Origin of the sequence: Actinomadura sp. SCN-SB (assembly GCF_043906805.1) — a bacterium.
GTDB lineage: Bacteria > Actinomycetota > Actinomycetes > Streptosporangiales > Streptosporangiaceae > Spirillospora.
The window spans coordinates 1-20,766 of record NZ_JBIMPP010000010.1; the positions used below are offsets into that span (position 1 = coordinate 1).

Genomic DNA, 20,766 nt, shown 5'->3' on the forward strand with positions numbered 1-20,766 from the left:
CTGGGGTTGTTGCGGAGTGTTTGTGGTGCCGCGAGTTGCTGCGTGCCTTCGCGCTCGGAGCTTTGTTGGTGGGCCGGGGTGGGTGCTTCAGGCGGGGTAGGCCTGGCGGGAGGAGGCACCTCGGGGGTCGTCTTGGCGGTAGGCGGGTTCGTTCTCGCGTTCGTCGGTCAGCTCGCCGAACTCGTCGAAGTCGAAGCCCTCGAAGCTGGGGAGTGAGGCCGGGTCCGAGGAGTCTCGGTCGGCCGTCTTGGGGGCTCGCAGGACGGCCCAGACCGTGGTGGTTCCCTCGTCGTGGCGTACGCCCCAGCCTTCGGCGAGGGCCTCGACGATTCCCAGGCCCCGGCCGCCCAGGGAGGAGAGGGTCCCGGGGCCGCGCCTGGGCTCGGTGTTGGCGCCGCCATCGCTCACCGACAGTTCGATCATGTCGTCCTTGCGGGACCAGGACAGGCGGACCTGGCCGGAGGGAAGGGGACGCGCGTGGCGGAGGGCGTTGCTGAGGAGTTCACTGATGATGACGCTGGCGTCGTCCACCACCGACTCGTAGACGCCCGACGCGAGCAACTCGGAGCTGAGGCGTCTACGGGCGACAGCGACGCTGGACGGCGCGTAGGGCAGCATGACCACGCTCGACGCCCTCACCTCCCGTGACCCTGCGCGTTCGATGGCCGTTACGGCCCGGCCCTTTCCGGTACGTCCGAAATGCCCGAAAGGCTGGATGTGGAAACCTGGTGGCAACACCCTGCTTGCGGGCACAACGAGTGAGCGACCGTCCGGTCACGGCCCTCACCCCCGTCCGCGGTGTGAACTCCGCCGCTCTTCCAGCGGAAATCCACTAGGGATCTTTCCAGTGGACGGCGGATTACTCCTCGCGCGCGCGTTTCGTCCGTCACAGCGGCGCGGATGGGCGGGTTCGGTGGTGTGACCTCCCAGCAACGACCGTCCGGCGTCCGTAACATTCGGGTAACGGCCGCCGGATGATCATTCGGCGTCGCCGGCCACCGCGAGTCTCAGGCACATGCGGGTGCCGGTGCGGCCGTCCTCGGACGACGGCGCCGGATGCGCGGAGATCTGGCCGCCCTGCGCCTCGGTGAGGCGCTTGACGATATACAGGCCCAGTCCGACGCCCCCGAACCTGCGGCGGTCGCCCGCCTCTCCCTGGACGAACCGCTCGAAGATCCGCTCATGGTCGCCCGGGGCGATGCCGATGCCCTCGTCCACCACGCCGACCACCAGCTCGGCGCCCTCGCGGTGCGCGGTGACCAGGACGCGGCCGCCGTCCGGCGAGTACTTGAAGGCGTTCTCCAGCAGCTGTCCCACGACGATGTCGGTGGCGAGCGCGTCCCCGCGGGCCGGCGGGAGGCCGTCGGCGATCTCCAGCTCGACCCGGTGCAGGTCCGACAGCGAGCGGAACCCGGCCACCACGCCCTCCAGCACCTTGGCCAGGTCGAACGTCTCGATCGTCACCGCCAGCTCGTCGGCTCCCGCGCGGGCGCCGCGCAGCAGGTGCTCCACCAGGCGGCCGAGGGACTGGGCGCGGTCGGCGATGGTGGCGACCGCCGCCCGCCGGTCGGCGTCGGCCAGCTCGTCCCACCGATGGGTGAGCGTGCTGGCGTACCCCTGGACGACCGTGACGGGGGTGCGCAGCTCGTGGCTGGTGGTGGCGAGGAAGAGGTCCTTGGCCTCCTCCAGCGCCTTGGCCTCGGTGACGTCGCGGAAGTCGACCACCAGCTCGCCGGTCTCCTCGATCTCCGCGGCGAGCACGTTCAGCCACACGCCCGACTCCAGCGGCAGCGTCAGCATCTCCCCGATCTTGGGCAGCTCGAACGGCAGCCGCCGGCCGACCGCCTCCTCGGGCGGGATGCCGGTGAGCGCGTGCGCGGCCGGGTTCCACTGGCGGACCAGCCCGTCGCGGTCGAGCACCGCGATCCCGTCCGCGCTGGAGTCGATCACGGCGCGCTCGTGCGCGCGCTGCCGCACCACCTCGGCGTACGCGACGGCGTTGCCGACCGCCACCCCGGCGTGCCCGGCCAGCAGCTCCAGCAGTTCCAGCTCGGTGTGCCCCACTTTGCGCCCGGAGAACAGCGCGTACAGCGCCCCGTACGGCTTGTTCTGCAGGAACGACAGGCCGAGCGCGACCGTGTGCAGCCCCTCCAGCTCCGACCAGATCAGGTCGCCCAGCCGCTGCTCACCGGTGGCCAGCCGGACCGTCCGGCCCGACCGCAGCAGCTCGCCGACGAGGCTGGAACGCAGGTCGGCGGTGGTGCCGCGCATCCGTTCCGGCAGCCCCGACATGCTGACCAGACGCAGCCGGTCGCCCTCGATCCGGACGAAGCCACCCGCGTCGGCGCCGGTCAGCTCGATCAGCGCGCCGGTGATCCGGTCCAGCACCGTGCCGAGGTCGAGCTCGGCGTTGAGGTCGGCGACGATGTCGTTGAGGCGGCGCACCAGCCGGGCCCGCTCGGCGGTGTGGTGCTGGGCGGCCTCGTCGTCCTCCACCGGGTGGTAGACGCCGACCCAGCCCAGCAGGCCGCCGTCCCGGTCCTTCAGCAGGCTGGTGTCGATCAGGACGTCGATCAGCCGCCCGTCCCGGTGGAAGCGGCGGGTGGCGATGGAGATCTGCCCGCCGTCGCCCTCGCGGCGGGTCAGCAGCCGCTCCTGGACGGCGTTGTGCTCGGCCATCAGCTCGTCCGGGACGATCGGCGACCGGCGCCCCAGGACCTCCTGCGCCGTCCAGCCGAACATCCGCTCGGCCGCCGGGTTCCAGACGGTCACCCGGGACCGCTCGTCCACCGCCACGATCGCGTCGGCCGCGCACTCGATGACGGCGCGGGCGATGGGGTCGTGAACGGACTGCACGCCTGTCATCGTGCCATCGCGACCCTGCGCGCCGCCGGGTAACCGCCGGTGAAAAGTTCTTGCTCTTGGTCCCTGGTCTACGGAAAAACGCCACGTCAGCCCGGTAACAGACGGAAGTGACATCGCCGCCGCCCACCTGCGCGCTTATCGGAAGGCGAAGGATTCACCCGCGGCCGCGGGCGACCCGTCCGGCGGCGAGCGCGGCGAGACCGGCGACCAGGAACGACAGCAGCGACGCGCTCATCCAGGACTGCGGCGTGAACCCGATCGCGCCCTGGACGTCCTGCCAGAAGCTCGCCCACCAGCTCACCCCGCCCGGGTAGATCAGCTGGTAGACGACGAACCCGGCCGCCCAGGCCGCGATCATGCCCCAGCGGGACGGGGCGTCGCGCTCCATGTTCCAGCCGAGCTCGTCCACGGGGGCCTTGCCCAGCGCGGCGCGGAGACGTCCCCTGCCCAGGAAGAAGTCGGCGGCCAGCACGCCCAGCATCGGCACGAACACCGAGCCGATGAGGGACAGGAACGCCGCGTAGTCCCCGATGTCCAGCAGCAGCGCGAGACCGGTGATCACCGCGCCGAGCGCGATCGTCAGCACTCTGCGGTCGGCGCGCGGGACGAGGTTCTGGATGGACACCGCGGTGGAGTACACGTTGGCGAACGACTGGTCGGCCTCGCGCAGCACGAACACGGCGAAGAACAGCGTGCCCAGCGCGACGCCGAGGAACGGGTCGAACACCTTCGACGAGTCGCCCGCCACCAGGGCCAGCGCCAGCAGGCCCAGCACGTACGCGAAGATCTGCGTGGCCGAGTAGCCCACCGCGGCGGCGCCGAACGCGCCCCGCGCCGAACGGGCGTGCCGGGTGTAGTCGGCCGCCAGCGGGACCCAGGAGATCGACACCGCCAGCGCCGCGTCCGCGCCGATCCAGAACCCGCCCCACGACCCCTCGGTCAGGTCCGGCAGCGGCTCGCGCAGAAGCTGGACGTAGAAGTACACCAGCGCGATCATCACGGCGGCGGTGACATAGCGGCGCAGCAGGCGTACCGAGCCCAGCGGCCAGATCGTCAGCGCGGTCGTGAGGAGCCCGGCCGCGATCACATAGCCCCAGCGCGGCACCCCGTCCCACAGCGTGCGGGCCGCGTCCGCGATCACGATCAGCTCGAAGGTGCCCCAGCCGATCAGCTGCGCGATGTTCAGCACGGTCGGCAGGTACGAGAGCCGGGCCCCGAAGAGCCCGCGCAGCAGCACCATCGCGGGCTGTCCCGTCCGCGCGCCCGGCGCCGCCGCCAGGCCCAGCATGAGCCCGCCCAGCGCCGTACCGACGACCATCGCGACGATCCCCGCGGCGATCGACAGGGTGGGACGGCCGTTCTCGTCCGGTGCCAGCACGGTGTACGCGCCGGAGAACGCGAAGAGGCTCACGCCCAGGTTGGCCCAGAACGCGCCCTGGTCCCAGAATCCCAGCGCCCGCGGCGCCGGCTCCTCAAGGGTGAAGGGGACCTCGTCGCGCGGACGTCGTTCGACGGTGACGCTCGTGTCGGACACCGGAGACACGCTCCCTACGCCGGCATTACCCGGACAGGTTCAGGCGGTCGGCGGCGCCATGCGAGCCGTCATCGGCTCCGGCCGCCCTCTCAGCCCGGTTGGCCCGAGCTCCCGCGAAAATCGGTCGAAGGGATCGTACCTATGCAACGCGCACAAAACCACCACCGACCCGCGCGGTGGCCGTCACCACGGAGCGAGGAGGTCAGGCGACGTAGGGCGGGGCGCCGGTGTCGGTCTCCATCGGCCGGCCCACCTCGGCCCACCGCTTCATGCCGCCGTCCACGTTCCTCGCCAGCCAGCCCGCCTGGTTCAGCGCGACCGTCACCTGGGCCGAGCGCGCCCCCGACCGGCAGATCACGTAGATCTCCTGGTCACGCGGGACCTCGGCGGCGCGATCGCGCAGCCGCCCCATCGGGATGTGCACGGCCTGGGGCGCGTGACCCGCGTCCCACTCGTCCTGTTCACGCACATCCAGCAGGTACGCGTCCTGCGGAACGTCCTGTGCGTCCACCGCCGGGACATCGTCCCCGAAATTCATCACACCTCCATGGAACCGTGTGGACCCCTGTCACGTCGAATCACGCATGCGGTATCGGACGCTCCTTTTCACCGCGCCCGGCCTGGCCATGATCCTGGCATCGGCCGGCTGCGGCTCCGAACAGGCATCCAACCAACCCGCCAACGACCCCGCCGACCGTTCTCCCGCCACCTCGTCCGTCAGCCCGTCCGCCCAGGGCGACACGCTGACCATCCAGGTCAAGGCGTCCCCGCAGGCACCGGCCAAGACCTGGACGCTGCGCTGCGACCCCGTGGGCGGCGACCATCCCAAGGCCGAGCAGGCGTGCGCCAAGCTCGCCGCCACCCAGGACCCGTTCAAACCCATACCGGCCGACCAGATCTGCACCAAGATCTACGGTGGCCCCGAGGTGGCGACGGTCAAGGGCACGTGGCGCGACCAGCCCGTCAACGCCAGGTTCACCCGCGGCGACGGCTGCGAGCTCAACCGCTGGAGCAAGGTCGCCCCCCTCTTCGGCGACGTCCCCAAGGTCCGCTGACCACACACCAGCCCGGGGGTGTCCGCCCCAGCGCGGACCCTTCGCGTGTCCCTGAAGCGTCGATCCACACCACCCGCCCTCCAAGGGTCGCGACGCCGCGCAGGGTGAACTCGATCTTGAAGGCGCGTTGGGCCTGTGTGCCGGCGCGGACGTGAACCCGGTTCTGGTCGTCGCGTGGGGGTCTGCTCGGCCGCGCCCTGTGTCACTTGAGGAGGCGGGAGAGGCGGCGGTCGGCCAGGGGTTTGCCGCCGGTCTGGCAGGTGGGGCAGTACTGGAGGGAGGAGTCGGCGAACGAGACCTCGCGGATCGTGTCGCCGCAGACCGGGCACTTCTGGCCGGTGCGGGCGTGGACGCGGAGGCCGGTCTTCTTCTCGCCCTTGAGATCCTGGGCGGCCAGGCCGCGGGAGCGTTCGACGGCGTCGCCGAGGGTCTCGACGATGGCCCGGTGCAGGGTCTCGACGTCCTCGTCGGTCAGGGACGAGGCGATCTTGAAGGGGGACATCCTCGCCGCGTGCAGGACCTCGTCGGAGTAGGCGTTGCCGATGCCCGCGATGATCTTCTGGTCGCGGAGAAGGCCCTTGATCTGGGTGCGCTTGCCCTGGACGATGTCGCGCAGCGTGTCGGCGGTGAACGTCTCGTCCAGGGGGTCGGGGCCCAGCGAGGCCACGCCGGGGACCTCCTGGGGGTCGCGGACGACGTACACCGCCAGGCCCTTCTTGGTCCCGGCCTCGGTCAGGTCGAAGCCCGAGCCGTCGTCGAGGTGGACGCGCAGGGCCAGCGGGTTCTTGCCGCCGGGGCGCACGGGTCTGGTGGGCAGTTCCTCGCGCCAGCGCAGCCAGCCCGCGCGGGCCAGGTGGACGACCAGGTGGAGCCCGTCGATGTCGAGGTCGAGGAACTTGCCGTGCCTGGTGACCCCGGTCACGGTCAGCCCGCCCAGCGCTGAGACCGGCGGGTCGTAGGTCTTCAGCGCCGAGATGGCGAGAACATCGACGCGGGCGACGGCATGACCGGTCGCGCGTTCGCGCAGGAAGCCGGCCAGGGCCTCGACCTCGGGTAGTTCAGGCATGGTTTCAGTATCGGTGACGGCGGAGGGTGTCCACAGCCCTGTGGAAGCCTGTGGACAAATTTGTGGATGGACGGGCGGGGGCCCGGGTGTTCGATGCTTTCGCAGGATAGAGCCCTGCAAACTCGGACAAAATTCCCCGCCCTCGGGTCGTCGCCCGGGTGTTCGGGGTGTGGATAACTTCGCGGGCCGCCGGAGTGTGAGCGGGATCGCGAAATCACCCCTGGGGGGTAGGGGTTGCAGTCCCATGAACGCTGTGGCAGCATGAGGACCATGAAATACCCCCCAGGGGTAATAAGCCGACCGTAGAGGGAGCGCCGCATGACCACCGCCACCTACACCGTGACCGGAATGACCTGCTCGCACTGCGTGAACGCGGTCCGGGAAGAGGTCGGGCAGATCACCGGCGTGCACGCCGTGGCCGTCGACCTGGACTCCGGGCGAGTGACCGTGACCAGTGACTCCCCCCTCGACGACGCCCAGGTCCGGGAGGCCGTCGAGGAGGCCGGATACGAGTTGAAGGCATGACATGAACGTAGCGACCAAGCTGGGTGCCTACGCCCTGGGCCTGGCCGCCGTCTTCGGAGGCGCCCTCGGGGTCGGCGCGCTGACCGGCCCCGTGGGCGCCGACCCCGGCGCGTCCCGGACCGCCGGGCACGGAGAGGGCGGGCACGGTCGCGGAGGCTCCTCACATGGCGGCGGCAATACCCCTACCCCCCTACCCGGAGGTCTCCAGGTGTCCCAGGACGGCTACACCCTCAACCCTGGGACCACCACGATCCCGGCGGGCAAGCGCACCGACTTCCGCTTCACCGTGAACGGCCCCGACGGCAAGCCCGTCACCCGCTACACGCCCCTCCACGGCAAGAAGCTCCATCTGATCATCGCCCGCCGTGATCTGTCGGGCTTCCAGCACCTCCACCCCACGGAGGCCGGCGGCGGCGTCTGGACGATCCCGCTCACGCTGCCCGACCCCGGGGCCTACCGGTTCTTCACCGACGTCCAGCCCGAGGGCGCGCCCAAGCAGCTCACCCTGGGCACCGACATCACCGCCCCGGGCGACTACGAGCCCACGCCGCTCCCGGCGCCCGCGCAGGTCGCCGAGGTGGACGGGTACGAGGTCCGGCTGGACGGGGCGCTGGTCCCGGGACGATCGAGCAAGATCACCCTGACCGTGAGCAAGGACGGCCGCCCGGTCACCGACCTGGAGCCGTACCTGGAGGCGTACGGTCACCTCGTGGCCCTGCGCGACCGCGATCTCGCCTACCTGCACGTCCACCCGGACGGCGAGCCGGGCGACGGCAGGACCGAGCCCGGTCCGTCCATCACCTTCTACGCCGAGGTGCCCAGCACCGGGACGTACCGGCTCTACCTGGACTTCCAGCACCAGGGGAAGGTCCGGACCGCGGAGTTCACCGCCACCGCCGGTGCGGGGCAGGCGGTCCCGGCGCAGGACGACCATGGTGGTGGCGACCACCGGCACGCCGACTAGCGCTGATCCGACGAAAGGGAGGGGCAGAGATGAGCACGGAAGTGACCCCCGGCCGGGTCGAGCTGACGATCGGCGGCATGACGTGCGCCTCGTGCGCCGCCCGCGTCGAGAAGCGGCTGAACAAGATCGAGGGCGTGACCGCCACCGTCAACTACGCCACGGAGAAGGCCAGGGTCGACTACCCCGACGGCGTGACCGTGGACGATCTGATCGCGCAGGTGGAGAAGGCCGGGTACACGGCCGAGCCGCCACCCCCGCCCACAACCGCCGCCGGATCCGAGGACGCCTCCGCGGAGGAGGACGACGGCCTGCGCCCACTGCGGCAGCGGCTGGTGACGGCGATCGTGCTGTCGGTCCCGGTGGTCGCGATGGCGATGGTGCCGGCCTGGCAGTTCGACAACTGGCAGTGGCTGTCGCTGACCCTGGCGGCGCCGGTGGTGGTGTACGCGGGGTGGCCGTTCCACAAGGCCGCCTGGACGAACCTGCGGCACGGCGCCGCGACCATGGACACGCTCGTGTCCCTGGGCACGCTGGCGGCGTTCGGCTGGTCGCTGTGGGCGTTGTTCTGGGGCATGGCGGGCGAGCCGGGGATGAAGCACGAGTTCGAGTTCTCGGTGACCCGCACCGACGGGTCGATGAACATCTACCTGGAGACCGCCTCCGCGGTGATCGCGTTCATCCTCGCCGGACGGTACTTCGAGGCCCGCGCCAAGCGGCGCGCCGGGTCGGCGTTGCGCGCGCTGATGGAACTGGGCGCCAAGGACGTCGCCGTCCTGCGCGACGGCGGACGCGAGGAGCGGATCCCCGTCGAGCGACTGGCGGTCGGCGACGTGTTCGTCGTCCGTCCCGGCGAGAAGATCGCCACGGACGGCGCGGTGGTCGAGGGATCGTCCGCCGTGGACGCCTCGCTGCTGACGGGCGAGTCCGTCCCGGTCGAGGTCGGCCCCGGGGACACCGTGACGGGCGCCACCGTCAACGCGGGCGGGCGGCTGCTGGTGCGCGCCACCCAGGTCGGGTCCGACACGCGGCTGGCGCAGATGGCGCGGCTGGTGGAGGAGGCGCAGGGCGGCAAGGCGAAGGTGCAGCGCCTGGCCGACCGGATCTCCGGGGTGTTCGTGCCGATCGTGATCGCGCTGGCCGTGGGCACGCTGGGGTTCTGGCTGGGCACCGGCGGCGGCGCGGCGGCCGCGTTCACCGCCGCGGTGGCCGTGCTGATCATCGCCTGCCCGTGCGCGCTGGGCCTGGCCACCCCGACCGCGCTCATGGTCGGGACGGGACGGGGCGCCCAGTTCGGCATCCTGATCAAGGGTCCGGAGGTGCTGGAGTCCACCCGCGCGATCGACACGGTCGTCCTGGACAAGACCGGCACCGTCACCACCGGCCAGATGGCCTTGGTGGACGTCATCACCGCCGAGGGCGTGGACGAGAACGAGGTGCTGCGCCTGGCCGGGGCCTTGGAGAACGCCTCCGAACACCCCATCGCGCAGGCCATCGCCACCGGCGCCGCCACCCGTGCTGGAGAGCTCGGCAAGGTGGAGGACTTCGCCAACGTCGAGGGCCTGGGCGTCCAGGGAATCGTGGACGGTCACGGCGTCCTGGTAGGGCGGCCGCAACTGCTGGCCGAGTGGTCGCAGCACCTGTCGCCCGAGCTGGAGAAGGCGATGCGGGAGGCGCAGGAACTCGGCCACACCGCGGTGGCGGTCGGGATCGACGGCGCCGCACGGGCTGTGATCACGGTCGCGGACCAGGTGAAGCCGGGCTCGGCCGAGGCCGTCGAGCGGCTGCGCGCGCTGGGGCTCCGTCCCGTCCTGCTCACCGGGGACGCCGAGGCCGTGGCCCGCACGGTCGCGAGCACCGTCGGCATCGGCGAGGTCATCGCCGAGGTGCTGCCCGAGGGCAAGGTCGATGTGATCAAGCGGCTGAAGGACGAGGGCCGCACGGTCGCGATGGTCGGGGACGGCGTGAACGACGCCGCCGCGCTCGCCGAGGCCGACCTGGGCCTGGCCATGGGCACCGGCACGGACGTGGCCATCGAGGCGTCCGACCTGACCCTGGTCAGCGGTGACCTGCGGGTGGCCGCCGACGCGATCAGGCTGGCCCGCCGCACCCTCGCGACGATCAAGGGCAATCTGTTCTGGGCCTTCGGCTACAACGTCGCGGCCCTGCCGCTGGCCGCCGCTGGCCTGCTCAACCCGATGATCGCGGGCGCGGCGATGGCGTTCTCGTCGGTGTTCGTGGTCAGCAACAGCCTGAGGCTGCGCCGCTTCAAGCCGCTGCACACCTCGGCCGGCTGATCCGGCGCCCGCCCGGCGTCCTCGGCGCCCCTGATGGAGGGGTTCAGGGGCGCCGGGCGTCGTCTGTGCAGCCGATGAGCCAGCCCGCCCATCGCCGCCAGGTGATCCCGCAACGGGACACCGTACGGTCGTCCGCGGGTGAGGAGTCCCGGCGCTCCTCCGACCGCTCGGGGATCGTGTCCGCCCTGGACGCGGATGTGCCGAGCGCCTTGCGGACGGCCTCGGGCCCGCCGACGCTACCGCCCGTTCCCGCGAGACCGGCCGGCAGAAGGATCGCCAAGAGCAAGAGGAGGACCGGCCGCAGCACCCCGCGCGCACCGGACGAACGGTCGGCGGCGGATGGCGAACGGCGGCGGCCCGATGTCACGGACGGACCCTATATCGCACTCCGGAGCCGGGACATCACTCGGAGTCCTCATATCCGTGGCGGGAGGGTGGCACGGTCATTACAACGGGACGTCCCAGAACGCGACCTCATGGCGCATCCCCTCAAGGAAGGCGCGCTCCGCCGCCGCCCGGTCCGGGTCCGCCTCGTCGATCATCTGGCCGATGCGGCGGGCCAGCGCGGCGAAGTCCGGATCGGAGTAGGTCTCGACCCAGCGCCGGTAGCGGGGTTCGGCGGGCGGGTTCTCCGCCAGCCGCGCGCCCAGCGTGGAGTAGCCCCACATGCACGGGTAGAGCGCGGCCAGTCCCTCGCCGTACGAGGAGGCGCGCTCCAGCAGGAACTCGGTGTACGCGGCGCACGCGGGGCCCTTCCGCGCCCCGTCCAGATCGGCTCCGAACCCGTCCGACAGCGAGCGGTGCAGCGACAGCTCCTCGTGGAACGTCGAATGCGCCAGATCGACGAGATCACCGAGATGGGCGTCCGAGGCCTGCCAGGCGAGGCGGGAGAAGACCCGCACGTAGTCCAGCAGGAAGAGATAGTCCTGCTCCAGCCAGGAACGGAAGACGGCCTCGTCCAGGTCGCCCCGCGCGATGCCCGCCACGGTCGGATGCTTCAGCTGCTCCTCGACCAGCGGCCGGCCGAGCTCCTCCAGATGTGCCGAGAGACTCATGCCGCAGAGTCTGCCAGCGCCCCCCGTTCCGGAAGAAACTGGAGGAAACACTCAGATCTGAACGATCGGGGCCCGGAGACGACCCGGCCCCGCCAGGTCGTGGACCTGGCGGGGCCGTCTGTCGAAGACCGGTGTGCGGGTCGCCTCTCGGCGAACGGCACAACGCGGCTCCAGCCGGACGGTATTCCGCGAAGGCAAAAGGTGAGGCCCGGGGACACCAGGCACACCGGCCAACAGGTATAACCGGCGGCCCCCGACGGATGTTCCCGGGCCTGCCCCTTTTCTCGGCCGGCGTCGGATGACCTTGGCCGGCCCCGTCCCCGCGTCAGGCCCAGGAGGCTTCGGCGGGCTCCCTCACGGTGGTGTTGATGCGGTTGAAGAAGTTGGTGATCGCGATCATCAGGATCACGGCGGACAGACCGGCCTCGTCGAAGTGGTCGGCCGCCGCGTCCCAGATCTCATCGGTCACCACGGTGGGCCGGTCGGCCAGCCGGGTCGCCGCCTCGGTCATCTCCAGGGCGGCCCGTTCCGCGTCGCTGTAGCAACTCGCCTCCCGCCACGCCGGTAGCTGGAGCAGCCGCTCGTCCGACTCCCCGGACGTGCGGGCCTGGCGCGTCCCGATGTTGATGCACGCGGCGCACCCGTTGATCTGGCTCGCCCTCATGTGGACCAGTTCCAGCGTCGTCTGCGGGACACCGCCCGACCGGATCGCCTTCATGATCGTCTGCACGCCGGCCATCACGTCCGGCATGACCAGCGCGGGATTCTTCATCCGGGCTTCCATGTGCGTCTCCTCTCCTGCTGTCTTCGCCCCGATGACGGATCCCACGGCACGGACGTGACCGGGGCGCGGTCAGTCGGTCCGGCGGGGGCCGGGGCCGACTTCCCGGACGACGACGTACCGGGGGTCGCCGCTCATCCGCGATTCGGCCGTGCCGCTCAGGCCGGCGAGCGCCGCGTTGATCGCGGCCGTCCGCCCCTCGGTGTCGGAGGTCGCCGCGAAATGCCGGAAGTCGGCCTCGGTGGCCCAGTGGACGATGGTGTAGACGCGGGTCCCGTCGACGCTCACATGGAATCGCGCCGACCTGTAGCCGGGATAGAACCGGACCCACCGCTCCTGTATCTCGGCGAACGCCTCGACCAGTTCCCGCTGGGTCCGCGGCCCGTCCACCGTGTAGTCGATGATCGAGTAGAAGCCCTCATCCGTCCGCACGCCGGAGTCCTTCACACCTCGGCCCTCCACACCTCTCGGTAACGGGTCAGCGAGAACGAGCGTGCAACCCCGATCGCGGTTGAGGTCAACACCCCCGATGCCCGGCCAGTTGACATCAACATTGCTTGAGGTTTCAGGGTGGACACCGAGGACGATGACCGGCTCGGATCGGAGTGACCATGGTTGAGCGTGCCCTCCAAGTGGCGATCATCATCGGGAGCAATCGGAACGGCAGGTTCGCGCCCGCCGTGGGACGGTGGTTCACCCGGCTGGCCGAGGACCATGAGGGGCTGCGGCCCGAGGTCATCGACCTCGGGAACCTGGACGTGCCCTCGGTGCTGGGGCTACCGGACGCCTGTGAGCCGCTCTCCGCGGCCACGGCGGTCCTCGACAGGGCGGACGGGTTCGTCGTCCTCACCCCGGAGTACAACCACAGCTTCCCCGGCACGCTGAAGAACTTCATCGACCTGCACGACTCGCAATGGCGGGCCAAGCCGGTCGGGTTCGTCTCGTACGGCGGCAGGGCCGGAGGGCAGCGCGCGGTGGAGCATCTGCGGCAGGTGTTCGCCGAGCTGCACGCGATGACGATCCGCGAAACGGTCAGCATCCACAACCCGTGGGGGCGGTTCGGCGCCGACGGCCACCCTGACGACCCGAAGGCGTCCGGCGCCGCCAAGGCCATGCTCGACCAGCTCGTGTGGTGGGGCCGCGCGCTGCGGGACGCCCGCGCCGTCCGGCCGTACGGCACGTGAACGAGAAGGGGACATCACCGTGAAGAACGAGGAGACCGCGCCCGCTAGAGGGGCGATGGCGATCGCGCTCGTCCTGGTCCTGGGGATGACGGTCACGACGCTGGACATGACCGTGGTGAACGTCGCGATCGCCCACCTGTCGGCGGACTTCGCGGCCCCGCTGGCCACGGTCCAGTGGGTCGCGACGGGCTACTCGCTGGCGCTGGGCGCGATGATCCCCCTGTCGGCCTGGCTGGTGGGACGGTTCGGGGCCAAGCGCCTGTACCTGACCGCGATCACGACGTTCGCGGCCGGCTCGCTGCTCGCGGGGAGCGCCTGGAGTATCGAGTCGCTGATCGTGTTCCGGGTGGTGCAGGGGTTCGCGGGCGGCCTGGTGATGCCGGTCGGCATGACGATCCTGATCAAGGCGGCCGACCGCGAGCGCCTCGGCCGGCTGATGAGCACGCTGGGCCTGGCGATCCTGATCGGCCCGCTGGCGGGGCCGGTGATCGGCGGCTGGCTGATCGACGAGGTGTCCTGGCGGTGGATGTTCTTCATCAACCTGCCGATCGGCGCGCTGGTGGTGACGCTGGCGTCACGGATCTTCCCGGCGGACGGCCCCCGCGACCCGCGCCCGCTGGACGTGCCCGGCCTGCTGATGCTGTCGCCGGGGCTGGCCCTGCTGATCTACGGGCTGACGACGGGCGGGGAGCGGGGCGACTTCGCCGACCCGGCGGCGCTGGCGCCGTTGCTGGGCGGCGCGGCGCTGGTCGCGGCGTTCGTGGTCCGGGCGTCGTGGGTCCGCCATCCGCTGCTGGACCTGAGCCCGTTCCGTGACCGGGCGTTCGCCGCGGGCGGTGTCACGATGCTGCTGTTCGTGATCGGGTACTTCGGCTCGATGCTGCTGCTCCCGCTCTACTACCAGGTGGTCAGGGGCGAGAGCGCGACGATGGCGGGCCTGCTCGGCATCCCGTGGGCGCTGGCGTCCGGGACGGTGACGCAGTTCGCGGGCCGGATGGCGGACAAGGTGAACCCGGCGCGCACCGTCCCGCTGACCATCGCGCTCGCCGCGGCCGGGTTCGGGTTGTTCGCCTACCAGCTCAGCGCGGACGCCTCGTACTGGGGCCTGGGCGTCGCGCTGCTGCTGATCGGCGCGGGCGGCGGGGCCTCGATGATGCCGCTCATGACGGCGGCGACCCGGCGGATGCCGCAGGACCAGGCGGCGTCCGCCAGCACCACGATCAACCTGATCAACAACACCTCCAGCGCGATCGGCATGGCGGTGGCGTCGGTGCTGCTCTCGTCCGCGATGGCCGCGCGCGTGCCGGTGGCACGGGAGGGCGGTCTCCAGGCGGTGCAGGGTCTGAGCGAGAGCGCCCGTGCGCAGCTCGCGCCCGCCCTGGCGGACGCCTTCCAGTTCACCGCGGTCTTCTCGGTGGCGATGATCGTGCTGTCCCTCGTCCCGGCGCTGCTGCTGCCGCGCCGCGATCAGCGTCCGATCGGGGCCGCCTCGGCCCCCGCGTCCGCGGACGAGGTCTCCGCCGAGGCGGCACGGGCGTCGTAGGCGTCGCGCGCGGCGATGATCTCGGCCTGGTGCCGTTCGGTCCAGTCGACCAGGGCCTTGATCGTCGAGTGCAGGCTCGCGCCGAGCGGGGTGAGCGCGTAGTCCACCCGGGGCGGCACCACCGGGTGGACGTTCAGGAGCCGACCACCGTCCCGTAGGGGCGGGTCGTAGCCCGGCGTCGGCCGATCGGCCGATGCCGGGTCGAGCGTCCCGGCGGATACCGGCCGGGCCCGCGTCCGGCGACCCTGGACGCATGCCGATCATCGAAGTCACGGACCTGCGCAAGGTCTACGGGGGCCGCCCTGCCTGCCTACGCGTACACCCCGTTCGGGGACGGCGTTCGCGATGTGGAGGGCAGCCGGACGGTGACCGAGAGGCCGCCGCCGGGGCGGGCGGCGAGGTGAAGGCTTCCGTCGTGTGCGCGGACGATGCTCTGCACGATGGCCAGTCCAAGGCCGACGCCGGCGTGCTCGTTGGTACGGGTGCGGCTCGTTCCCCGTTGGAAGGGTTCGGTGAGGGTGGGGATCAGCTCGGGCGGGACATACGGGCCGGTGTTGTCCACTTGCAGCACGCTCGCCCCGTGCTGGGGCTCGGTGTGGACCGTGATGGTGCCGCCGGTGGGCAGGTTGTGGACGATGGCGTTCTGGACCAGGTTGGTCACCACCCGCAAGATCAGTTCCGGGGAGCCCACGGTGTGGGCCGCCCGGCCGGTGACCTCCAGGGTGATCCGGCGCTGCTCGGCGAGGGGGAGCAGCGTCTCGGTGGCCTCCTCGGTGATCAGGGACAGGTCGAGGGTGTGGCGCGTGAAGCTTCGGCGGTCGCCGCGGCTGAGCACCAGCAGGGCTTCGGTGAGGTCGATCGCGCGGGTGTTGACCGTGTGCAGGCGTTCGATGAGCTCGCGCTGGTCCCGGTCGGGGTCGTTGCGGGCGACCTCCAGCAAGGTCTGCGAGATCGCCAGCGGGGTGCGCAGTTCGTGGGAGGCGTTGGCGGTGAACCGCTGCTGCTCGGTGACATGGGATTCGAGCTGTTCCAGCATGGTGTCGAACACATCGGCCAGCTCACGGAACTCGTCTCTGGGGCCTTCCAGGCGGATCCGGTGCGACAGCGACCCGTTGGCGGCCATCCGCGCCGCCTCCGCGATCCGGCTGAGGGGCGCCAGCATCCGCCCCGCCAGGAACCACCCGCCCACCAGCCCGAACACCAGCAGGAAGGCCAGCGCCGTGACCGCGCGTGGGAGGAACGCGCGCAGCAGGTCCGAGCGGTTCGGTACGAACCCGAGGGAGATGATGGGGCCGTCGGGCACGTACCGCAGCAGGAACACCCACACCACGGCCAGCAGCAGAGCCCCGGCGAGCATGAGGAACCCGGCGTAGCTCAGGGTGAGCTTCAACCGGGCGCTGAGCCCCGGCCGCCTGTTCACCGGCCCGCGTCCGTACCGTCGTCGATGCGGTAGCCGACACCCGGCACCGTGGCGATCAGCCAGGGCCGGCCGAGCCGTTTGCGCAACGCGGAGACGGTGATGCGGACGGCGTTGGTGAACGGGTCGGCGTTGTGGTCCCAGGCCCGTTCCAGCAGCTCTTCGGCGCTGACGACCCCGCCCTGGGCGGCGACCAGCACCTCCAGCACGGCGAACTGCTTACGGGTCAGCGCGACATAGCGCCCGTCCCGGAACACCTCGCGCCGGAACGGGTCCAGCCGCAGCCCCGCGATCTCCCGCACCGGGGGACGGGCGTGCGCGCGCCTGCGATCCAGCGCCCGCAGCCGCAGGACCAGCTCGCGCAGGTCGAACGGCTTGGTCAGGTAGTCGTCGGCGCCCAGCCCGAACCCCGACTCCTTGTCGTCGATCCGGTCGGCGGCGGTGAGCATCAGGATCGGGATGCCGCTGCCGGAGGCGACGATCCACCGGGCGACCTCGTCACCGGAGGGGCCGGGGATGTCCCGGTCCAGGACCGCCAGGTCATAGGAGTTGACACCGAGCAGTTCCAGGGCGGTGTCCCCGTCCCCGGCGATGTCGGCGGCGATCGCCTCAAGCCGCAGCCCGTCACGCACCGCCTCGGCCAGGTAGGGCTCATCCTCCACGATCAGCACACGCATGCCTTGGAGCCTAAGGAGCACCGCATATCGCCGACATATGGAAACCGGGCACGGTGGCGGCGTCCACCAGGCGCGCGACCAGTCGCTCGTAGGACAGTCCGGCCGCGGCGAACATCCTCGGCACCTGGGATTCGGCCGTCATCCCCGGGACGGTGTTGACCTCGTTGAGGACGGGGCCGGCGTCGGTGAGGAAGAAGTCGATGCGGGCGACACCCGCGCAGCCGAGCGCGTCGAACATCCGCAGCGCCGCCTCGGTCAGGGCCGCCCGGTCCCCGTGGTCCAGTTCGGCGGGCACGCTGAACCGGGCCGAACCGTCGTACTTGGACCGCGTGTCGAACAACCCGTCGGCGTGGATCTCCAGCGGCGGCGCCGCCCAGCGGCGGCCATCGGCCTCGCGCAGGACGGCCACATCGACCTCGCGGCCCATGACGACGTCCTCGATCAGGATCCGGTCGTCGAACCGTGCCGCGCAGGCCAGCGCGTCGCGGAGCTGGGACGCGTCGCGTGCCAGGGCGACACCGAAGCTCGACCCCGCCGAGGCCGGCTTCACCACCACCTCCGTCCGAAACTCGATCCCCGCGATCTCCGCCGCCGTCACCAGCCGGCCCGGGGCGGTACGGATCCCGGCGGCCTCCGCCACGAGCTTGGTCGTCCACTTGTCCATGCCGACCGCCCCGGCGCGCAGACCCGAGCCGACCATCGGCGTGTGCGTGAGGGCGCACAACGCCGCGAGCGTCCCGTCCTCGCCGGACGGCCCGTGGACGGCGGGGAAGACGGCGTCGGCACGGCCGATGACCCCCAGCGCCCCCGCCACGGAACCGAGCACCCCGGACCCGAGCGCCTCCTGCCCACGCCTCCACGTCCCGTCGCGACCGATGGTCACCTCCTCGACGTCGAACCCGCCGGAACGCAGCGCCTCCGCGACCGCCGCCGCGGTGGCCAGGGAGACGTCGTGCTCGGCGTTCTCTCCCCCGCCGATCACCACGATGCGCCGTGTCATGCGATGCCCCTTCTCACCCGCGGCCCGATGCCGGTGACGATGGTGTGCGGGATGGTCCCGGCCCAGCGGGCCCAGTCCTGAACGGCCGGGACCGCGCCCCCGTCCGGGCCGAACACGGTCGCGGGCGTGCCGGCGGGGAAGCACTCGGCCCCGGTGTCGATCACGATCTGGTCCATCGAGACCCGTCCGGCGATCGGGAATCGGCGCCCGCGGATCTCCACGCCGGCCTGCCGAGAGCACTCACGCGGGATCCCATCGGCGTACCCGACCGGAAGGACGCTCAGATGGGTGGCGCGATCGGTGACGTACGCGCCGCCGTAGCCGACCGGCGTACCGGCCTCGACCGCCGTCGTGTGCACCACCGGCGCGGTCAGCCGGGACGCGCCCCGCATCCGCACGGTCTCCGAAGGGTCGATGCCGACCAGCCCGGCCCCGATGCGCACCATGTCGAAATGCGTCGCCGGATCGGTCAACGTCGCCGACGTGGCCGCCAGATGGGCGAGCGGCCGGCCGAGCCCCGCCGCCCGGACCGCCTGCCGCGCCTCGCACATCCGGGCCACGGCCGGCGCGTTCGCCTCCGGGTCCGCTCGGTCGGCCAGCGGCAGATGCCCCATGACACCCACGACCCGGACCTTCCGGGCCCGCTGGCCACGTAAGGCGAGACCGATCAGGTCCTTCCACCGCCCACGAGGACAACCACCCCGCGACATCCCGGTGTCCACATGCAGATGAACGCGCACCATCGGCCCGGCCTGGGCGAGCAGCGCACCCAACTCGTCCACCGACCCGACCGCCACGTCCACCTCGGCCTCCGCCGCGGCCTCGGCGTCGATCCCTGAGGGATGCAGCCACGCGAGGATCGGCACCGCCAACCCCGCGGCGCGCAACGCGGAAGCCTCCCCGACACTCGTCGTCCCGAGCCACCCGGCCCCGGCCGCGACGGCCGCCTTCGCCACCGTGACGGCGCCATGGCCGTAACCATCGGCCTTGACCACGGCCATGATCGTGCTCCGGGTCCCCGCCCGGACCCTGGCCACGTTCGCGGTCACCGCCGATGGCAGGACCTCCAGAACCGCGCTCACGGCCGCATCCTCGGATCCTCGGTCGGATCCGCGAACATAGGCGGGCACCCGTCACATACGGCCTCGCAGAGCAATTCGTAATGCCAGGGCTCATTCCGATAGATCTGGCACAGCCCGTACGCGGCACCGTGCTCGGACAGCCAAGCCGCGGCCTCACGCGGCCCGATGTCGACCGCCTCACCCGTCACATGGGCGGACGTCTCCGGCGTCGCCACCCACCGCGCGGCCTCTCCCCGCGACCCGTACTTGACGATGGCGTCCTGCCACAATTGCCGTTGATACGCGGGCGACCGCCACCCACTGTTGATGCGAAGCCGGATACCGTCCCGCTCCGCGTCCACCGCCGCCCGCCGCAAAGCGTCAAGAAGACCCGGCTGAAGCCTGCCCACCGCCGGTACCCGATCGTCGAAAACCGAGACCGCGGCCCCCTCGGGAACGACCCCGTCCCTCTGATCCACCGAACGGCCCCGGGCCCCCAGTGATGCACCGTGATCCATACCGTCACTGAAGCCTCAACCCCGTTGCAGCGACGTATGCGATTTCCAATACACCCGCGATACACAAAGACCCCGGGTCGGGTAGCCAGTGGCCATGACAGAGTGGTGGGGTGCCAGGCGCGCGGTACGGGATGGATGCGCCCTACGGGTTCGGCTTCATAGGTCTGGTCGTGCTGGGCTTCTGGGTGACCGGGGTGGTGATGGCGGTCACCGCCGATCTGGGCGCCGCGCTGCCCGCGCTGGTCTCCGGCACCCTGCTGGCGGGATGCCTGGCCCTGAGCCTGCACACCACGCTGCGCGGCAAGTTCCTGGTCTGGAGGGACGTGCTGGACGAGCTGGACCTGCGTGGCGACGAACGGCTGCTCGACCTCGGCTGCGGACGCGGCGCCGTCCTGCTGGCCGCCGCCCGGCACCTCCCGCACGGCCAGGCGGTCGGCGTGGACCTGTGGCGCGGACGGGACCAGTCCGGCAACACCCCGGCGGCGACCCTGCGCAACGCCCGCGCCGAAGGCGTCGCCGACCGCGTCCACGTCCAAGCGGGTGACCTGCGCAGACTCCCGTATGCGGATTCGAGCTTCGACCTGGTCGTGTCCAGCCTGACGGTCCACACCATCTTGGGCGCGAACGCCCGCGCTCAAGCGGTCGCCGAGGCGTACCGGGTGCTGCGGCCGGGCGGCCGCCTGCTGATCGCCGACCTGGCGCGAACCCCCCGCCAGTACGCCGCGGTGCTGGCCCGGCTGAACGCCCAGGACATCAGCGTGCGGAACCTCGGCTGGCGCGCCTGGTGGGGCAGCCCCTGGGTCCCCACCCGCCTCCTCACCGCCCGCAAACCAGCCACGACCTGACCACACCCACGTCCAACACCACGGTGGCGGGGGCGAAGCCCCCGCATGGCTGGCCACCCCACACCCCAACAAGCGATGATGGCCCCAAACAGAAAGAAGACCACCAACATCAACCACCGCAGGGGGGGGCAAGGGGGCGAAGCCCCCAATCCGGGGGGTGCGGGGGGGCGGAGCCCCCTGCATTCGGGGGTTCCAGGGGGTCGCCCCCTGGGCAAACACGACGAAGGAGGACCAGGGAAGCGGCGACAGCCGCGACCAGGGTCCTCCACCTCCGAAGTGGGCGAGGAGGGATTTGAACCCTCACGTCCTTGCGGACACACGGACCTGAACCGTGCGCGTCTGCCGTTCCGCCACCCGCCCGGGTGCGCGGCCCCTTCGCGGG

At 71.3% G+C, this 20,766-nt stretch carries 22 protein-coding genes, 1 tRNA gene and 1 riboswitch; of the genes, 7 read left to right on the forward strand and 16 right to left on the reverse strand.

The window, feature by feature from the left end:
- Positions 1-87 precede the first annotated feature (87 nt).
- The 4 genes from ACGWYJ_RS08665 to ACGWYJ_RS08680 form a co-directional block, all read right to left on the reverse strand.
- A complete protein-coding gene (locus ACGWYJ_RS08665; protein WP_395105159.1) occupies positions 88-639 on the reverse strand; it encodes an ATP-binding protein in 552 nt (183 codons plus the stop codon).
- A gap of 339 nt (positions 640-978) precedes the next feature.
- Positions 979-2,865: a PAS domain S-box protein gene (locus ACGWYJ_RS08670; protein WP_395105160.1), complete on the reverse strand. Its 1,887-nt coding sequence runs from the start codon at positions 2,863-2,865 to the stop codon at positions 979-981.
- Positions 2,866-3,019: 154 nt separating this feature from the next.
- Positions 3,020-4,399, reverse strand: coding sequence for a purine-cytosine permease family protein (locus ACGWYJ_RS08675; protein ID WP_395105161.1), 1,380 nt, complete (start codon positions 4,397-4,399; stop codon positions 3,020-3,022).
- Positions 4,394-4,524: riboswitch (TPP riboswitch) on the reverse strand. (Overlaps the previous gene by 6 nt.)
- Before the next feature lie 77 nt (positions 4,525-4,601).
- Entirely contained in the window at positions 4,602-4,937 is a 336-nt protein-coding gene (locus tag ACGWYJ_RS08680) for a rhodanese-like domain-containing protein (protein ID WP_395105162.1), read from the reverse strand.
- 46 nt (positions 4,938-4,983) lie between these two features.
- Here ACGWYJ_RS08680 and ACGWYJ_RS08685 point away from each other — a divergent pair, with 46 nt between their 5' ends.
- A complete protein-coding gene (locus ACGWYJ_RS08685) occupies positions 4,984-5,454 on the forward strand; it encodes an SSI family serine proteinase inhibitor (protein ID WP_395105163.1) in 471 nt (156 codons plus the stop codon).
- Between the two features lie 202 nt (positions 5,455-5,656).
- Here the strand turns inward: ACGWYJ_RS08685 and ACGWYJ_RS08690 are convergent, their stop codons facing one another.
- Positions 5,657-6,520 carry an Fpg/Nei family DNA glycosylase gene (locus ACGWYJ_RS08690; RefSeq protein ID WP_395105164.1) on the reverse strand — a complete coding sequence of 288 codons (864 nt, stop codon included), beginning with the start codon at positions 6,518-6,520 and terminating at the stop codon, positions 5,657-5,659.
- A 318-nt stretch (positions 6,521-6,838) separates the two neighbouring features.
- Here ACGWYJ_RS08690 and ACGWYJ_RS08695 point away from each other — a divergent pair, with 318 nt between their 5' ends.
- Genes ACGWYJ_RS08695 through ACGWYJ_RS08705 form a run of 3 tightly spaced genes read left to right on the forward strand, consistent with a single transcriptional unit; the run spans position 6,839 to position 10,303 of the window.
- Complete coding sequence (locus ACGWYJ_RS08695; protein ID WP_395105165.1) at positions 6,839-7,045, forward strand: heavy-metal-associated domain-containing protein; 207 nt, start codon at positions 6,839-6,841, stop codon at positions 7,043-7,045.
- Position 7,046: 1 nt separating this feature from the next.
- Positions 7,047-8,009 (forward strand): hypothetical protein, encoded by a 963-nt coding sequence (locus tag ACGWYJ_RS08700; protein WP_395105166.1) that lies wholly within the window; start codon positions 7,047-7,049, stop codon positions 8,007-8,009.
- A gap of 29 nt (positions 8,010-8,038) precedes the next feature.
- On the forward strand, positions 8,039-10,303 hold the full coding sequence (locus ACGWYJ_RS08705; RefSeq protein WP_395105167.1) for a heavy metal translocating P-type ATPase: 2,265 nt from the start codon (positions 8,039-8,041) through the stop codon (positions 10,301-10,303).
- 43 nt (positions 10,304-10,346) lie between these two features.
- On the opposite strand, the gene ACGWYJ_RS08710 is transcribed toward ACGWYJ_RS08705, so the two are convergent.
- From ACGWYJ_RS08710 to ACGWYJ_RS08725, 4 genes are all read right to left on the reverse strand, one after another.
- The gene (locus tag ACGWYJ_RS08710; RefSeq protein WP_395105168.1) at positions 10,347-10,583 is read right to left on the reverse strand and encodes a hypothetical protein; all 237 of its coding nucleotides are present in this window, start codon (positions 10,581-10,583) and stop codon (positions 10,347-10,349) included.
- A gap of 166 nt (positions 10,584-10,749) precedes the next feature.
- The gene (locus tag ACGWYJ_RS08715; RefSeq protein WP_395105169.1) at positions 10,750-11,358 is read right to left on the reverse strand and encodes a TenA family protein; all 609 of its coding nucleotides are present in this window, start codon (positions 11,356-11,358) and stop codon (positions 10,750-10,752) included.
- Between the two features lie 325 nt (positions 11,359-11,683).
- Positions 11,684-12,142 (reverse strand): carboxymuconolactone decarboxylase family protein, encoded by a 459-nt coding sequence (locus tag ACGWYJ_RS08720; RefSeq protein WP_395105170.1) that lies wholly within the window; start codon positions 12,140-12,142, stop codon positions 11,684-11,686.
- 69 nt (positions 12,143-12,211) lie between these two features.
- Positions 12,212-12,571 carry an antibiotic biosynthesis monooxygenase gene (locus ACGWYJ_RS08725; RefSeq protein WP_395105171.1) on the reverse strand — a complete coding sequence of 120 codons (360 nt, stop codon included), beginning with the start codon at positions 12,569-12,571 and terminating at the stop codon, positions 12,212-12,214.
- Between the two features lie 179 nt (positions 12,572-12,750).
- Between ACGWYJ_RS08725 and ACGWYJ_RS08730 the strand changes: the two genes are divergently transcribed.
- Complete coding sequence (locus ACGWYJ_RS08730) at positions 12,751-13,323, forward strand: NADPH-dependent FMN reductase (RefSeq protein WP_395105172.1); 573 nt, start codon at positions 12,751-12,753, stop codon at positions 13,321-13,323.
- 19 nt (positions 13,324-13,342) lie between these two features.
- Positions 13,343-14,866 carry a DHA2 family efflux MFS transporter permease subunit gene (locus ACGWYJ_RS08735; protein WP_395105173.1) on the forward strand — a complete coding sequence of 508 codons (1,524 nt, stop codon included), beginning with the start codon at positions 13,343-13,345 and terminating at the stop codon, positions 14,864-14,866.
- Here the strand turns inward: ACGWYJ_RS08735 and ACGWYJ_RS08740 are convergent.
- The 6 genes from ACGWYJ_RS08740 to ACGWYJ_RS08765 all read right to left on the reverse strand — a co-directional run bounded on the left by ACGWYJ_RS08740 (position 14,791) and on the right by ACGWYJ_RS08765 (position 19,539).
- Positions 14,791-14,988: a winged helix-turn-helix transcriptional regulator gene (locus ACGWYJ_RS08740; RefSeq protein WP_395105174.1), complete on the reverse strand. Its 198-nt coding sequence runs from the start codon at positions 14,986-14,988 to the stop codon at positions 14,791-14,793. The two genes, ACGWYJ_RS08735 and ACGWYJ_RS08740, sit on opposite strands and share 76 nt — an antisense overlap.
- Positions 14,989-15,176: 188 nt before the next feature.
- The gene (locus ACGWYJ_RS08745; protein WP_395105175.1) at positions 15,177-16,286 is read right to left on the reverse strand and encodes a sensor histidine kinase; all 1,110 of its coding nucleotides are present in this window, start codon (positions 16,284-16,286) and stop codon (positions 15,177-15,179) included.
- The gene (locus ACGWYJ_RS08750; protein ID WP_395105176.1) at positions 16,283-16,960 is read right to left on the reverse strand and encodes a response regulator transcription factor; all 678 of its coding nucleotides are present in this window, start codon (positions 16,958-16,960) and stop codon (positions 16,283-16,285) included. The genes ACGWYJ_RS08745 and ACGWYJ_RS08750 overlap by 4 nt, the downstream gene beginning before the upstream one ends.
- Before the next feature lie 10 nt (positions 16,961-16,970).
- A complete protein-coding gene (locus tag ACGWYJ_RS08755) occupies positions 16,971-17,960 on the reverse strand; it encodes a D-alanine--D-alanine ligase (RefSeq protein ID WP_395105177.1) in 990 nt (329 codons plus the stop codon).
- A complete protein-coding gene (gene alr / locus ACGWYJ_RS08760; protein ID WP_395105178.1) occupies positions 17,957-19,042 on the reverse strand; it encodes an alanine racemase in 1,086 nt (361 codons plus the stop codon). The genes ACGWYJ_RS08755 and alr overlap by 4 nt, the downstream gene beginning before the upstream one ends.
- On the reverse strand, positions 19,039-19,539 hold the full coding sequence (locus ACGWYJ_RS08765; RefSeq protein WP_395105179.1) for a M15 family metallopeptidase: 501 nt from the start codon (positions 19,537-19,539) through the stop codon (positions 19,039-19,041). Before ACGWYJ_RS08765 ends, alr begins: the two co-directional genes overlap by 4 nt.
- A gap of 110 nt (positions 19,540-19,649) precedes the next feature.
- On the opposite strand from ACGWYJ_RS08765, the gene ACGWYJ_RS08770 reads away from it, so the two are divergent.
- Positions 19,650-20,384 carry a class I SAM-dependent methyltransferase gene (locus ACGWYJ_RS08770; protein ID WP_395105180.1) on the forward strand — a complete coding sequence of 245 codons (735 nt, stop codon included), beginning with the start codon at positions 19,650-19,652 and terminating at the stop codon, positions 20,382-20,384.
- Between the two features lie 277 nt (positions 20,385-20,661).
- On the opposite strand, the gene ACGWYJ_RS08775 is transcribed toward ACGWYJ_RS08770, so the two are convergent.
- Positions 20,662-20,744 (reverse strand) — tRNA-Leu (locus tag ACGWYJ_RS08775).
- Between the last annotated feature and the right edge of the window lie 22 nt (positions 20,745-20,766).

Coding starts and splice junctions, on each gene's coding strand:
- ACGWYJ_RS08705 (WP_395105167.1), top strand. CDS start 8,039: ATGAGCACGGAAGTGACCCCCGGCCGGGTCGAGCTGACGATCGGCGGC.
- ACGWYJ_RS08670 (WP_395105160.1), bottom strand. CDS start 2,865: ATGACAGGCGTGCAGTCCGTTCACGACCCCATCGCCCGCGCCGTCATC.
- ACGWYJ_RS08755 (WP_395105177.1), bottom strand. CDS start 17,960: ATGACACGGCGCATCGTGGTGATCGGCGGGGGAGAGAACGCCGAGCAC.
- ACGWYJ_RS08730 (WP_395105172.1), top strand. CDS start 12,751: ATGGTTGAGCGTGCCCTCCAAGTGGCGATCATCATCGGGAGCAATCGG.
- ACGWYJ_RS08715 (WP_395105169.1), bottom strand. CDS start 11,358: ATGAGTCTCTCGGCACATCTGGAGGAGCTCGGCCGGCCGCTGGTCGAG.
- ACGWYJ_RS08750 (WP_395105176.1), bottom strand. CDS start 16,960: ATGCGTGTGCTGATCGTGGAGGATGAGCCCTACCTGGCCGAGGCGGTG.
- ACGWYJ_RS08680 (WP_395105162.1), bottom strand. CDS start 4,937: ATGAATTTCGGGGACGATGTCCCGGCGGTGGACGCACAGGACGTTCCG.
- ACGWYJ_RS08720 (WP_395105170.1), bottom strand. CDS start 12,142: ATGGAAGCCCGGATGAAGAATCCCGCGCTGGTCATGCCGGACGTGATG.
- ACGWYJ_RS08695 (WP_395105165.1), top strand. CDS start 6,839: ATGACCACCGCCACCTACACCGTGACCGGAATGACCTGCTCGCACTGC.
- ACGWYJ_RS08690 (WP_395105164.1), bottom strand. CDS start 6,520: ATGCCTGAACTACCCGAGGTCGAGGCCCTGGCCGGCTTCCTGCGCGAA.
- ACGWYJ_RS08700 (WP_395105166.1), top strand. CDS start 7,047: ATGAACGTAGCGACCAAGCTGGGTGCCTACGCCCTGGGCCTGGCCGCC.
- ACGWYJ_RS08685 (WP_395105163.1), top strand. CDS start 4,984: ATGCGGTATCGGACGCTCCTTTTCACCGCGCCCGGCCTGGCCATGATC.
- ACGWYJ_RS08765 (WP_395105179.1), bottom strand. CDS start 19,539: ATGGATCACGGTGCATCACTGGGGGCCCGGGGCCGTTCGGTGGATCAG.